This window comes from Pseudomonas orientalis, from assembly GCF_002934065.1.
GTDB lineage: Bacteria > Pseudomonadota > Gammaproteobacteria > Pseudomonadales > Pseudomonadaceae > Aquipseudomonas > Aquipseudomonas orientalis_A.
In genome coordinates this window covers 5,784,959-5,798,550 of sequence record NZ_CP018049.1, presented here as the reverse complement: position 1 = coordinate 5,798,550, position 13,592 = coordinate 5,784,959, and the positions used below count along the sequence as shown (strand labels likewise).

The window sequence follows — 13,592 nt, the reverse complement described above, 5'->3', positions numbered from 1 at the left end:
GGGCGAAGCTGTCTGCGCGGGGCGTTTTGAGTCAGAATCCACGCCTATTCGCCGTTCGGTGTGTGTTTCGATGAGTTGCAACAGTCAGAAAATCAGCGCGTTGCGTCGACAGATTCCTTCGTTCGAGTGCGTTCCCGGTTGCCACGACTGCTGTGGGCCGGTCACCACGTCGCCCGAAGAAATGTCGCGCCTGCCGCGCAAGACAGCTGCGGAGCAGGCAGCGGCCATGGATGAGCTCAATTGCGTGCATCTGGGGCCCAAAGGCTGCACCGTGTATGACGAGCGCCCGCTGATCTGTCGCCTGTTCGGCACCACCAAGACCTTGCCGTGCCCCAATGGCCGGCGGCCGGTGGAACTGATTCATCCACGGGTTGAAAAGCAGATTCACGCGTACATGGCGAGTACCCGACAGGTACTGGTGTAGCGGATTTACTTGGTGAGTGTGGGAGGGGGCAAGCCCTAATGCCGTCTGTAGGAGCGAGCTTGCTCGCGAAAAACTCACAGGCACCGCGTTCATTCAGAAAGCACGCGTTATCGTTGACCTTTTTCGCGAGCAAGCTCGCTCCTACAGAGGGCGGTGTAGGCTTAGCTGAATGGCATTAGGGCAAGCCTCCTCCTACATTTGATTGAGTTGTGTCAGGTTAATCGGGGATTGGCAGGTTCAGGCTCTCTTTCACCTCTTCCATCACGATGTAGCTCTTGGATTCGCGCACATGGGGCAATTTGAGCAGAATATCGCCGAGTAATTTGCGGTACGAGGCCATCTCGGAAATCCGCGCTTTCACCAGGTAGTCGAAGTCTCCGGACACCAGGTGACACTCCAGCACATGCGGCAGCTTGAGCACCGCGCGGCGGAACTCTTCAAACGTGTCGCCGGACTTGTAATCCAGGCTGATCTCGACAAATACCAGCAAGCTTCCTTTCAAGTGCTGCGGGTTGAGCCGTGCGTTGTAGCCCATGATGATCCCTTCGCGCTCCAGACGGCGGACGCGCTCGGTACAGGGCGTCGTCGACAGCCCCACCTTCTCGCCAAGCTCCGTGAACGAAATGCGCCCATCGGTTTGCAGGATGCGCAGGATATTGCGGTCGATCTTGTCCAGCTCCCGCTTGGTCTGGGTATTTGTACGCATAGGGGATACGCCTCTGTAAAAAGCATTTGTGCCGAGAATTGTCGCCAAATATAGGCATTTATATAGTGAAATGCACTGGTGATTGTTTCTTACACTGCGCCCATCATTGCTCGAATAACACACGTCAGCGGCTCTGCCCGTGATGAGGATATAAAAATGCGCGTTCTGGTCTTGGGTAGCGGCGTCATTGGCGTGACCAGTGCCTACTATTTGGCTCGAGCCGGCTTTGAAGTCGTGGTGGTCGACCGTCAACCCGCCGCCGCCATGGAGACCAGTTTCGCCAACGCCGGCCAGGTGTCTCCAGGCTATGCGTCGCCATGGGCCGCGCCGGGCGTGCCGCTCAAGGCGATCAAGTGGCTGCTGCAACGCCATGCGCCACTGGCGATCAAGGCCACCGCCGATATCGACCAATACCTGTGGGTGGCGCAGATGCTGCGCAATTGCACCGCCAACCGATATGCGGTGAACAAGGAGCGCATGGTTCGCCTCTCCGAGTACAGCCGCGACTGCCTTGACGAGCTGCGCGCTGAAACCGGGATTGCCTACGAAGGGCGCAGCCTGGGGACCACTCAACTGTTCCGCACCCAGGCCCAGCTCGATGGCGCGGCCAAGGACATTGCCGTGTTGCAGGAGTCCGGCGTGCCCTTCGAATTGCTCGACCGTGCCGGCATCGCCCGGGTCGAGCCGGCCCTGGCCAACGTCACCGACATTCTCGCCGGTGCGCTGCGCCTGCCCAACGACCAGACGGGCGATTGCCAGATGTTCACCACGCGCCTGGCCGACATGTGCAAGCAGTTGGGCGTTGAGTTCCGTTTCGAACAAGACATCCAGCGCCTCGATTTCGCCGGCGACCGCGTCAATGGCGTGTGGATCGATGGCACGTTGGAGACCGCCGACCGCTACGTGCTGGCGCTGGGCAGTTATTCGCCCAAGCTGCTCAAGCCGCTGGGGATCAAGGCGCCCGTGTACCCGCTCAAGGGCTACTCGCTGACCGTGCCGATCACCAACCCGGCGATGGCGCCGACCTCGACCATCCTGGACGAAACCTACAAAGTCGCGATCACCCGTTTCGACAACCGCATTCGCGTCGGCGGCATGGCTGAAATAGCCGGTTTTGACCTGTCGCTCAACCCGCGTCGGCGTGAAACCCTGGAGATGATCGTCAACGACCTTTATCCTCTGGGCGGCGATTTGGCCCAAGCCAGTTTCTGGACCGGTCTGCGCCCGACCACACCCGATGGCACACCGATTGTCGGTGGCACTCCGTTCAGGAACCTGTTCCTGAATACCGGCCACGGCACCCTCGGCTGGACCATGGCATGCGGCTCCGGACGTTTGCTGGCCGACCTGATGGCGAAGAAAACGCCGCAGATCAGTGCCGAAGGCCTCGATATCTCCCGTTACGGCAATCACCAGGAGTCCGCAAAACATGTCCATCCAGCGCCAGCTCACCAATGAACGCATGAGCCAGATCGTGGTTCACAACGGTACCCTGTACCTGGCGGGCCAAGTGGGCGACGACATGAATGCCGGCATTGAGCAGCAGACCCGTGAGACCCTGGTCAACATCGAGCGTTTGCTGGACCTGGCCGGCACCGACAAGACGCGCTTGCTGTCGGTGACGATCTATTTGAAAGACATCAATGCCGATTTCGCCGGTATGAACGCGGTGTGGGACAAGTGGTTGCCAAAAGGTGTCGCCCCGGCCCGCGCCACGGTTGAAGCCAAACTGTGTGAGCCGAATATCCTGGTAGAGCTGTCCGTCGTGGCTGCGCTGCCTTAATACACATCCCTCTTGCGGTGCCGATGTTGTCGGTCGGCACCGCTTTTCTTCACTCTGCCGCCTAGAAGCCTGCCGCCATGCGTCCTGCCCGTGCCCTGATCGACCTCCAAGCCCTGCGTCACAACTACCAATTGGCCCGCGAAGTCAGCGGGGCCAAGGCCCTCGCCGTGATCAAGGCGGACGCCTACGGCCATGGCGCGGTGCGCGTAGCCCAGGCGCTGGAAGCCGAGGCCGATGGGTTTGCGGTGGCGTGCATCGAGGAGGCCCTGGAGCTGCGCGCCGCCGGGATACGTGCACCGGTACTGCTGCTGGAAGGTTTTTTCGAAGCTGACGAGCTGGCGCTGATCATCGAGCAGGACCTGTGGTGCGTAGTGCATTCACTGTGGCAACTGGAGGCGATCGAGCAGGCCACGCTGGGCAAGCCGCTGACCATCTGGCTCAAGCTCGACTCGGGCATGCACCGAGTCGGCCTGCATCCCAAGGATTTCCAGGAGGCGTACAAGCGTCTGCTGGCCAGTGGCAAGGTCGCGAAGATCGTATTGATGAGCCATTTCGCCCGTGCCGATGAGCTCGATTGCGCAAGCAGCAGCGAACAAGTGGCGGTATTCGAAGCAGCCCGTCAAGGCCTGGCGGCTGAGGTCAGCCTGCGCAATTCTCCGTCCGTACTGGGTTGGCCGAGTGTGCCCAGCGACTGGGTGCGCCCTGGCATCATGCTCTACGGCGCCACGCCCTTTGGTGATGACCAGGCGATTGCCGCACGTTTGCTGCCAGTGATGACCCTGGAGTCCAAAATCATTTGCGTACGCGAACTGCCGGCCGGTGAGCCAGTAGGCTACGGCGCCAGGTTCGTCACGCCCAAGCCGATGCGTATCGGCGTGGTGGCCATGGGGTATGCCGATGGTTACCCGCGCCACGCGCCCACTGGCACACCGGTGCTGGTCGCCGGCCAGCGCAGCCAGTTGCTGGGCCGGGTGTCCATGGACATGCTGTGCGTCGACCTGACGGATGTGCCGCAGGCGGGGCTGGGTTCCACGGTGGAGTTGTGGGGCAAGAATATCCTCGCCAGCGACGTCGCGACCGCGGCTGAAACCATCCCCTATCAGCTTTTCTGCAACCTGCGCCGGGTGCCAAGGCTCTATTTGGGCGCTTGATCGCCAGGTACGAATGCCGCTGCCCAGGATTTAGGCCCAAGTGTTGTAAATACTGAACGCTGTCGCCATGATAACGCTCAATTACAACAAAGCCTGAATCCTAGGAGGCACCTGCATTGGACGTCGGCGAACGACTGCAATCCATCCGTAAACTCAAAGGTCTTTCCCAGCGCGAGCTTGCCAAGCGCGCGGGCGTCACCAACAGCACCATTTCGATGATCGAGAAAAACAGCGTCAGCCCCTCGATCAGTTCCCTGCGCAAGGTACTGGGCGGCATTCCCATGTCCATGGTGGAATTCTTTTCCGAAGAGATCCTCCATGAAATACCCACGCAGGTCGTCTATAAAGCCAATGAGCTGATCGACATCTCCGACGGTGCCGTGACCATGAAGCTGGTAGGCCGAGCGCACCCGAGCCGGGCAATCGCGTTCCTCAATGAAATCTACCCGCCAGGCGCCGACACGGGCGAAGAAATGCTCACCCATGAAGGCGAAGAAACCGGAATCCTGGTGGAAGGGCGCCTGGAACTGGTGGTCGGTCTTGAAACTTTTGTGCTCGAAGCAGGCGATAGCTACTACTTTGAAAGTACCAAGCCCCATCGTTTTCGCAATCCGTTCGACGTGCCGGCGCGACTAATCAGCGCAGCCACACCCGCGAACTTTTAAAACAGAAGGCGCCCTGCCAGCGTTGCAGGGTTCGCGCAGCTGTAAACCGTGAGGCTGAATCTCCCTTTATTTAATAGGGTTGTTTCGGCCGGGCGGGCTAACCGCTATACTTTCGCCGCCTGCGAAACCGTGGCCGCAGGCGTGAATAGCCACCATTGAGGGTGAACGCGTGAACCTAATTATGAAAATGCTGGCTGCACCAGCAACCGTACTGGCCCTGTGGGCTGTCAGCGCCCAGGCTGCGACCAACGATGACATCGCCAAGCGCCTGGAGCCTGTGGGCCAGGTCTGTGTCCAGGGTCAGGAATGCAAGGGGATGGAGGTTGCTGTGGCGGCGGGCGGCGGCGGCGGTGCCAAGACGCCGGATGAAGTGATCGCCAAACATTGCAACGCATGCCATGGCACTGGCCTGCTGAGTGCGCCGAAAATCGGCGATGCGGCAGACTGGGGTAAACGCGCCAAAGAGCAGGGCGGCCTCGACGGGCTGCTTGCCAAGGCCATCACCGGCATCAATGCCATGCCGCCTAAAGGCACCTGCGCCGATTGCTCGGATGATGAGCTAAAGGGTGCGATCGAGAAGATGTCCGGCTTGAAATAAACTGATCTTCGTCAAAACAGCCGCTTACGGGCGGCTTTTTTGTGCCCCAGATTTGTGTTTCAACACTGTTCTTTGCAGCAAAGACCCGCCACGCTCTGTCCAACCCCTAATCATGGAATGTTCAGGAGGGTCGGATGGTGCAGTTGTGTTCAATCGAGCAAGCAGTTGACGACGTACTGGCGCGGTTGCCGGCGCATATCCACATGGGCATGCCGCTGGGGTTGGGCAAGCCCAACCTGTTCGTCAATGCGCTGTACCGGCGCATCGCCAAGTTGCCTGAGCGGGCGCTGACCATCTACACCGCGCTGAGCCTGGGTCGCCCGTCCCTGGGGGACGGGTTGCAGAAGCGCTTTCTCGAACCTTTTATCGAGCGCGTGTTTGGCGATTATCCCGAACTGGATTTCCTCGCTGACCTGCACAAGGACAGCCTGCCGAAGAATATCCGCGTGCAACAGTTCTTCATGCAGCCCGGTAGCCTGCTCCACAGCGACTCGGCGCAGCAGGATTATGTCAGCAGCAACTACAGCCATGCCGCCCGTGATATCAATGCCGCCGGCCTGAACCTGGTGGCGCAACTGGTTGCCAGCAGCGCCGAGCATCCCGACCGCCTGAGCCTGAGCTGCAACCCGGATATCACCCTAGACCTGCTCCCCATGATCGCCAAGCGCCGCGAAGCCGGGGAAACCATTCTGGTGGTTGGCCAGGTTCACACTGAATTGCCCTACATGCCCGGCGATGCGGAATTGGGCATGGACGCATTCGACTACCTGCTCGACGAAAAAGACAGCACCACGCTGTTTTCCACGCCCAACATGCCGGTGGGGTTCCAGGACCATTTTATCGGCCTGCATGCCAGTACCCTGGTTCGCGATGGCGGCACCCTGCAGATCGGCATCGGCTCCATGGGCGATGCGCTGACCGCCGCCTTGCTGGCGCGCCAGGCCGACAACGAAGCCTATCGACTGCTGCTGACCGACCTGGATGTGTACCAGTGGGCGCCCTTGATCAGTCGTGAGGGTGGCGTCGATCCGTTCGCCCGGGGCCTTTATGGTTGCAGCGAAATGTTCGTCAACGGCATGCTGGTGCTGGCGGATGCCGGCATCATCCGGCGCAAGGTGTACCCGGATGTGGCGACCCAGGAGCAAGCCAATGCCGGGCTGCTCGACGATGCGGCGCAGCCCGATGGCATCTCCATCCATGGCGGTTTCTTCCTTGGCCCGCGCAGTTTCTACCAGCGCTTGCAGGAGATGAGCCACGCCAAGCGGCTGCAATTCAACATGACCCGCATCAGCTATATCAACGAGCTGTATGGCCAGGAAGAACTCAAGCGTTTGCAGCGCCAGGATGCACGATTCGTCAACAGTGCGATCATGGTGACGTTGCTCGGTGCCGGTGTGGCCGACCAGTTGGAAGATGGCCGCGTGCTCAGTGGCGTGGGCGGGCAGTACAACTTCGTTGCCCAGGGCCACGCGCTGGAGGATGCGCGTTCGATCCTGATCCTGCGCAGCTGGCGCGAGTCGGGGGGAGAGGTCAGTTCCAATATCGTCTGGGAATATGGCCATTGCACCATTCCCCGACACCTGCGCGATATCGTCATTACCGAGTACGGCATTGCCGACTTGCGGGGTCAGACGGATGCCAAGGTGATTGAAGCGTTGCTCAATATCACTGACTCGCGCTTCCAGGACGATTTGATCGAGCAGGCGCAAAAGGCCGGCAAGCTGCCCAAGGATTTCAAGCTGGACCCGCGTTTTGCCGACAACACACCGCAACGGCTCCAGGCGATTCAGGCCAGGCACCGACGCCTGTTCCCGGAGTACCCGTTGGGCAGTGACTTTACGGACGAGGAGCGGGACCTGTTGCGGGCGCTGAACTGGCTCAAGAGCAAATTCAAGCTCACGGAGATGCTGGAACTGGGCAAGGCGGCGCTGGACGCACCGGAGCCGGAGGCGTTTCCCGAGCACCTTGAGCGGATGCGCTTGGATCAGCCGGAGGGGTTCAAGGAAGACCTGTACCAGCGCCTGTTACTCGCCGGCCTCCAGGCCACCGCACACTAAACGCCAATAGCGAGCAAATGTGGGAGGGGGCAAGCCCCCTCCCACATTTTGAGCAGCGTTGATTCAGATGAAGGTCACCACCCCACCGGCCAGCGACTTCACCCGTGCCAGCGATTCAACCCGATAACCCTGCGCATCCAGCTCGGCACGGCCGCCCTGGAACGACTTCTCGATCACAATGCCCAAGCCGGCCACGGTCGCGCCGGCCTGCTTGATGATCGAAATCAGCGCCTGGGATGCCTTGCCGTTGGCCAGGAAGTCATCGATAACCAGCACGCGGTCGCTGCTGGTCAGGTGGCGCGGGGAGATCGCCACGGTGCTTGCGGTTTTCTTGGTGAAGGAGTACACCGTCGCCGACAGCAGGTTTTCGGTGAGGGTCAGGGACTGCTGCTTGCGCGCGAAGATCACGGGCACGCCGAGGTTCAGGCCGGTCATGATCGCCGGAGCGATGCCCGAGGCTTCGATGGTGACGATCTTGGTGATGCCCGAGTCCTTGAACAGCGCGGCGAATTCGTCGCCGATCAGTTTCATCAGTGCCGGGTCGATCTGGTGGTTCAGAAAGGCGTCAACCTTGAGTACCTGATCGGAAAGCACGATGCCTTCTTCGCGAATTTTCTTGTGCAGTGCTTCCACGGAAAGCTTCCTCTGATGGCGCAACAGGCGCCGAAAGTAGATTAAAAAGTAGTCGATTCTAGCGCTTTAACATCGCGCGTATATCGGCCAGGGCGCTGTTGCCGCGAACGGCCTTCACCTCGGTCGGGGTGTCGTCGTTGCCTTCCCAGGCCAGGTCATCCGGCGGCAGCTCATCGAGGAACCGGCTGGGGGCACAATCGATGATTTCGCCGTATTGCTTACGCTTGGCGGCAAAAGTGAAGGCCAGCGTCTGACGCGCGCGGGTAATCCCCACGTAGGCCAGGCGCCGTTCTTCCTCGATGGTGTCGGCTTCGATGCTGGAGCGGTGCGGGAGAATTTCCTCTTCCATGCCCATGATGAACACGTAGGGGAATTCCAGGCCCTTGGACGCATGCAAGGTCATCATCTGCACCCCTTCGGCGCCGTCTTCCTCTTCCTGCTGGCGCTCGAGCATGTCGCGCAGCACCAGCTTGCCGATGGCGTCCTCGACGGTCATTTCACCGTCTTCGTCTTTTTCCAGGGTGTTCTTCAGGGCTTCGATCAGGAACCAGACGTTGCCCATGCGATAGTCCGCGGCCTTGTCGCTGGAACTGTTGGTGCGCAGCCAGTTTTCATAGTCGATGTCCATGACCATGCTGCGCAGCGCGCTGATCGGGTCTTCGCCGGCGCACTGCTCACGGACCTTGTCCATGAATCGCTTGAAGCGCGACAGGCGATCGGTGAAGCGCGTGTCCAGGTGTTCGCCCAAGCCGATTTCGTCGGTAGCGGCGTACATCGAGATCTTGCGTTCGGTGGCGTAGTTGCCGAGCTTTTCCAGGGTCGTCGAACCTATTTCCCGACGCGGCACGTTGATCACGCGCAGGAAGGCGTTGTCGTCATCCGGGTTCACGATCAGGCGGAAGTAGGCCATCAGGTCTTTGACTTCCTGGCGCCCGAAGAAGCTGTTGCCGCCCGACAGGCGATACGGCACCTGGTGGTGCTGCAATTTCAGTTCGATCAGCTTGGCCTGGTAGTTGCCGCGATACAGGATCGCAAAGTCGCTGTAAGGGCGGTCGGTGCGCAGGTGCAGGCTGAGGATTTCCACCGCCACGCGCTCGGCTTCGGCGTCTTCGTTGCGGCAGCGGATCACACGGATTTCGTCGCCATGACCCATCTCGCTCCACAGTTGTTTTTCAAACTCGTGGGGGTTGTTGGAAATCAGCACGTTGGCGCAGCGCAGGATACGGCTGGTGGAGCGGTAGTTCTGCTCCAGCATCACCACTTTCAGGGACGGATAGTCGTCCTTGAGCAGCATCAGGTTTTCCGGGCGGGCGCCGCGCCAGGCATAGATCGACTGGTCATCGTCACCCACCACGGTGAACTGATTGCGCGTGCCGATCAGCAGCTTCACCAGCAGGTATTGGCTGGCGTTGGTGTCCTGGTATTCGTCCACCAGCAGGTAGCGCACCTTGTTCTGCCACTTTTCCAGGATGTCCTTGTGCTCCTGGAACAGTTTGACCGGCAGCAGGATCAGGTCGTCGAAGTCCACCGCGTTGAACGCCTTGAGCGTGCGCTGGTAGTGGGTGTAGACGATGGCGGCGGTCTGTTCCTTGGGGTTGCGCGCGGCTTCCAGGGCTTCGGCGGGCAGGACCAGGTCGTTTTTCCAGGCGCCGATCATGTTCTTGATCTCGTCGACGCCGTCGTCGCCCGCGTATTCCTTCTGCATGATGTCGGTCATCAAGGCTTTGACGTCGGTCTCGTCGAAGATCGAGAAACCCGGCTTGTAGCCCAGCCGCGCATGTTCCTTGCGGATGATGTTCAGCCCCAGGTTGTGGAACGTGCACACGGTGAGGCCACGGCCTTCGCCACCCTTGAGCAGGGTGCCGACGCGCTCTTTCATTTCCCGCGCCGCCTTGTTGGTAAAGGTCATGGCGACGATGTACTGGGCGCGGATGCCGCAGTTCTGGATCAGGTGCGCGATCTTGCGGGTAATCACGCTGGTCTTGCCGGAGCCAGCACCGGCGAGCACCAATAGAGGGCCGCCGACGTAGTTCACGGCTTCTTGCTGCCGGGGATTGAGTCGGGACATACAGAGTTCAGGGAGTCGTTATTCAAAAGGGCGGGCATTTTAACAGGCTGGCAAGATTCTGCTGCCTTAGAACGACGGTGTGACGTACCACTCGATCTAAATTTGCCGGTTTTGTTACTTTGCCGCAGGATGTCGTGGGTATCGCAACTATTTTTCACAGTCTGCGTGTTTGATAACACCTATCATTGGTCATGCATTTGTTATCGTCAGGCCGCACGTCATAATGCCCGCCGCCAACGAATTTTTGCAGAGTCTAGGGAGCTAGCTTGTCTACGCCTGTCGAACCCTTGCGTTTGCTGCTGCTGGCCGATACGCCGGCGTGGGCAGCGTTGTTGCGCGAGTGCCTGGCGCCGATGGGCGATGGGGCTGTGCTGATCAGTGCACCCAGTTGGGACTCGGTGAGTCGTCTGTTCGACGACGATCACGAAGCGGTGCTCTTGACCACGCCCAACCTGCAACCCGGTCCCGGTCGTTGCAGCCTGCCGTGTGTATTGCTGCTGGAACAGGAACCACTGGTTGCGCCGCTCGGCGTCAGCGATTGGCTGATCCATTCTGCGCTGGACGCCGGTACCTTGCGCCGCTGCCTGCGCCATGTGCGCGAGCGTGGCGTGCTGGAAAACACGTTGCAGCGCCTGGCCGAACAGGATCCGCTGACCGGTATCGCCAATCGTCAGGGTTTCCAGACATTGCTGGCGGCACGGCTGGCGGAAAACGAAGGCCGCGGCCTGGCCCTCGGCCATCTGGACCTGGACAATTTCCGTCACGCCAACGATGCCCTCGGTCACCAGGCCGGTGATCGCTTGATCCTGCAGGTGGTCTCACGGCTCAAGAGCCAGCTTGAGGCCGGTGATCAACTGGCACGCCTGGGCAGCGATGAGTTCGCGCTGCTGATCGACACCCGCCGTGCGCCCCAGCGCGCCGAATGGATGGCCGAGCGCATCACCGAAGTCATGGCCGAACCTTACTGGGTGGACGGCGAGAGCCTGCTGATCGGCTGCAGTTTGGGTGTGGCGCATGCCCGGGCCCGTGCCGGGGCCGACCCGTTGATGTGGCACGCCCATATCGCCATGCAACAGGCCAAAAGCACCCAGGGCTGTACCTTTCATATCTTCAACGAACGCATCAACCGCAACGCGCGCAGCCTGGCCGACCTGGAAAGCGAGTTGCGCCGTGCCTTGCGCCGCGATGAGCTGGAGCTGCATTACCAGCCGCGCCTGGACCTGGATGACGGGCATATCGTCGGCCTCGAGGCCCTGGTGCGCTGGCGTCATGGCGAGCGTGGCCTGTTGCCGCCGAGCGAGTTCGTGCCCCTGGCCGAGCAGAGCGGCCTGATCGTGCCGTTGGGTTACTGGGTGATTTCCCGGGCCCTGCGCGACATGCAGGACCTGCGCGAACGCGGCTTGCCGGCGTTGCACATGGCGGTCAACCTGTCGTTTCGCCAGTTCCAGGACAGCCAATTGCTCTCGACACTCAGCCGGCTGATTGCCGAGCGCGGCGTGGAAGCACAATGGCTGGAGTTCGAGCTGACCGAAACCGCCGTGATGCGTCGCAGCGACCTGGTCAAACAGACCATGGACGCCCTCGGCCGCCTCGGTGTGCGGTTTTCCCTGGATGACTTTGGTACCGGTTTCTCATCGTTTGTGCACCTCAACAGCCTGCCGATTGCCTTGTTGAAGATCGACAAGAGCTTCGTCGGTGGCATGGAAGAGCGCGAAGAGAATCGCAAGCTGGTACACGCCATGATCAACCTGGCCCATAACCTCAACCTGGAAGTGGTGGCCGAAGGCGTGGAAACCCCTGAGCAGCTTGAGCTTTTGAGACTGTTTGGTTGCGATCAGGCCCAGGGTTACCTGATCAGTAAACCGTTGCCGTTGGCTGAGCTGGTGGAATATCTGACGTCCGGCCAAAGCCAGCAGGCGTTGTCGGGCTGAGTACCCAATCCAACCTGTGGGAGGGGGCTTGCGCCCGATAGCGGTGTATCAGTCCACACATCGGTGACTGACAATCAGCAATCGGGGGCAAGCCCCCTCCCACAGGTCTGACCGAGCAGGGCTTTACTCTGTCTGTACCGCCTGAAAGGCAGGCTGTATGTCCGGCTCTCGCCGAATCATCCGCTTCATCTTCGCCTCGAACGCCCAGGTCAGGCTCACCGCCGCGCACGCCAACCCCAACGCCAGGCCCCACCACACACCGGTCGGCCCCCAGCCCAGGGTGAACGCCATCAACCAGGCCGAAGGCGCGCCGATCAGCCAGTAGCAACCGAGCCCCACCAGGAACGTGGTCTTGGCGTCTTTGAGGCCACGGATGCAGCCCATGGCAATGGTCTGCACACCATCGAACAGCTCGAACCAGGCGGCGACGGCCAGCAGGCTGACGGCCAGGACGATGACGTCATGAAACGCCGGATCGTCATGGTCGAGGAACAGCCCGATCAGCGGGTCGGCAGACAGCCAGAACACCAAGGCAAACCCCAGCATCAACAGGGCACCAAAGCCGATGCCGACCCGTCCGGCCATGCGTGCCCGCAGCAACTGCCCGGCGCCATAATGCTGGCCGATACGCATGGTCACCGCGTAGGACATCCCCGCCGGAACCATGAACGCCACCGAGACGATCTGCAGGGCAATCTGGTGCGCCGCCAACTGCGTACTGCCCATGGTGCCCATGCACAGCGCCGCAAACGCGAACAGCCCGACTTCCACCGCATAGGTGCCCCCAATCGGCAGGCCCAGGCGCCACAACTCGCGCAGGTACCGGGTATTGAGGCGCAGCAGCCCGCTGCTCAGTGGATAGGCGGCGTAGGTGCGGTTGCTGCGGATGTACCACATCAGTGCCAACGCCATGCCATTGGCGACGATGGCTGTGACCAGGCCAATGCCCATCAGCCCGAGTTTGGGCAGGCCGAACATGCCTTCGATCAGCGCGTGATTGAGCAAGTAGTTGACCACCGTGCCGCACAGGCTGATGACCATCACCGGGGTGGCTTTGCCGATGGCGCTGGTGAAGCCGCGCAGTGCCATGAAACTGAGATAGCCGGGCAGGGCGAAGGGCAGCAGGGTCAGAAATTGCCCGGCGGCCTGCACGTTGGTTTCGGTCTGGCCGAACATCAGCAGCACCGGCTTAAGGTTCCACAGCAGCAGCGCCGCCGCCAGGGCCATCAACCACGCAAGCCACAGCCCGGCCTGGGTCAGGCGGGTGGCGCCATCGATGTCGCCCGCGCCGTGACGGATGGCCACCAGGGTGCCCACCGCTGCAATCACGCCGATGCAGAAAATCGCCACGAACGAATAGCTCGCCGCACCCAGGCCACCGCCGGCCAGGGCTTCGGGGCTCAGGCGCGCCATCATCAGAGTGTCGGTCAGCACCATCAGCATGTGCGCCAACTGTGAGGCAATCAGCGGCCCCGACAGCCGCAGAATGGCCCAGAGTTCGGTACGTGCCGGATGCTGCATGATCATCACTCTCGACATGTCAGGGAGGTAGAGAAGGTTGATTCTCGGCGCTTTC

The 13,592-nt window shown here is 60.8% G+C and carries 12 protein-coding genes; 8 read left to right on the top strand and 4 right to left on the bottom strand.

All coding sequences use genetic code 11. The features are described 5' to 3' along the window. Positions 1 to 70 precede the first annotated feature (70 nt). Positions 71 to 424: a YkgJ family cysteine cluster protein gene (locus BOP93_RS26350; RefSeq protein ID WP_104505130.1), complete on the top strand. Its 354-nt coding sequence runs from the start codon at positions 71 to 73 to the stop codon at positions 422 to 424. A 217-nt stretch (positions 425 to 641) separates the two neighbouring features. Here BOP93_RS26350 and BOP93_RS26345 read toward each other — a convergent pair whose 3' ends face one another. After that, positions 642 to 1,130, bottom strand: a complete 489-nt coding sequence (locus tag BOP93_RS26345) for an Lrp/AsnC ligand binding domain-containing protein (protein ID WP_003176896.1) — start codon at positions 1,128 to 1,130, stop codon at positions 642 to 644. A 156-nt stretch (positions 1,131 to 1,286) separates the two neighbouring features. On the opposite strand from BOP93_RS26345, the gene dadA reads away from it, so the two are divergent. The 6 genes from dadA (at position 1,287) to BOP93_RS26315 (ending at position 7,384) form a co-directional block, all read left to right on the top strand. Continuing rightward, positions 1,287 to 2,588, top strand: coding sequence for a D-amino acid dehydrogenase (dadA, locus tag BOP93_RS26340; RefSeq protein WP_104505129.1), 1,302 nt, complete (start codon positions 1,287 to 1,289; stop codon positions 2,586 to 2,588). Beyond that, a complete protein-coding gene (locus BOP93_RS26335) occupies positions 2,560 to 2,913 on the top strand; it encodes a RidA family protein (protein WP_104505128.1) in 354 nt (117 codons plus the stop codon). The genes dadA and BOP93_RS26335 overlap by 29 nt, the downstream gene beginning before the upstream one ends. 77 nt (positions 2,914 to 2,990) lie before the next feature. Beyond that, positions 2,991 to 4,064: an alanine racemase gene (gene alr / locus BOP93_RS26330; protein WP_104505127.1), complete on the top strand. Its 1,074-nt coding sequence runs from the start codon at positions 2,991 to 2,993 to the stop codon at positions 4,062 to 4,064. A gap of 116 nt (positions 4,065 to 4,180) precedes the next feature. Continuing rightward, the gene (locus BOP93_RS26325) at positions 4,181 to 4,729 is read left to right on the top strand and encodes a cupin domain-containing protein (RefSeq protein WP_104505126.1); all 549 of its coding nucleotides are present in this window, start codon (positions 4,181 to 4,183) and stop codon (positions 4,727 to 4,729) included. Positions 4,730 to 4,910: 181 nt separating this feature from the next. Beyond that, the gene (locus BOP93_RS26320; RefSeq protein ID WP_065886959.1) at positions 4,911 to 5,327 is read left to right on the top strand and encodes a c-type cytochrome; all 417 of its coding nucleotides are present in this window, start codon (positions 4,911 to 4,913) and stop codon (positions 5,325 to 5,327) included. 134 nt (positions 5,328 to 5,461) lie between these two features. Continuing rightward, positions 5,462 to 7,384 (top strand): acetyl-CoA hydrolase/transferase C-terminal domain-containing protein, encoded by a 1,923-nt coding sequence (locus tag BOP93_RS26315; RefSeq protein WP_104505125.1) that lies wholly within the window; start codon positions 5,462 to 5,464, stop codon positions 7,382 to 7,384. A 63-nt stretch (positions 7,385 to 7,447) separates the two neighbouring features. Here BOP93_RS26315 and BOP93_RS26310 read toward each other — a convergent pair whose 3' ends face one another. Together BOP93_RS26310 and rep are read right to left on the bottom strand one after the other, a co-directional pair. Continuing rightward, the gene (locus BOP93_RS26310) at positions 7,448 to 8,017 is read right to left on the bottom strand and encodes a xanthine phosphoribosyltransferase (protein ID WP_104505124.1); all 570 of its coding nucleotides are present in this window, start codon (positions 8,015 to 8,017) and stop codon (positions 7,448 to 7,450) included. A 58-nt stretch (positions 8,018 to 8,075) separates the two neighbouring features. Further along, positions 8,076 to 10,085 (bottom strand): DNA helicase Rep, encoded by a 2,010-nt coding sequence (gene rep, locus BOP93_RS26305; RefSeq protein WP_065893961.1) that lies wholly within the window; start codon positions 10,083 to 10,085, stop codon positions 8,076 to 8,078. Between the two features lie 266 nt (positions 10,086 to 10,351). Between rep and BOP93_RS26300 the strand changes: the two genes are divergently transcribed. Beyond that, positions 10,352 to 12,016, top strand: coding sequence for a putative bifunctional diguanylate cyclase/phosphodiesterase (locus BOP93_RS26300; RefSeq protein WP_104505123.1), 1,665 nt, complete (start codon positions 10,352 to 10,354; stop codon positions 12,014 to 12,016). A gap of 123 nt (positions 12,017 to 12,139) precedes the next feature. Here the strand turns inward: BOP93_RS26300 and BOP93_RS26295 are convergent, their stop codons facing one another. Further along, positions 12,140 to 13,543, bottom strand: a complete 1,404-nt coding sequence (locus BOP93_RS26295; RefSeq protein ID WP_104505122.1) for a NorM family multidrug efflux MATE transporter — start codon at positions 13,541 to 13,543, stop codon at positions 12,140 to 12,142. Positions 13,544 to 13,592 lie beyond the last annotated feature (49 nt).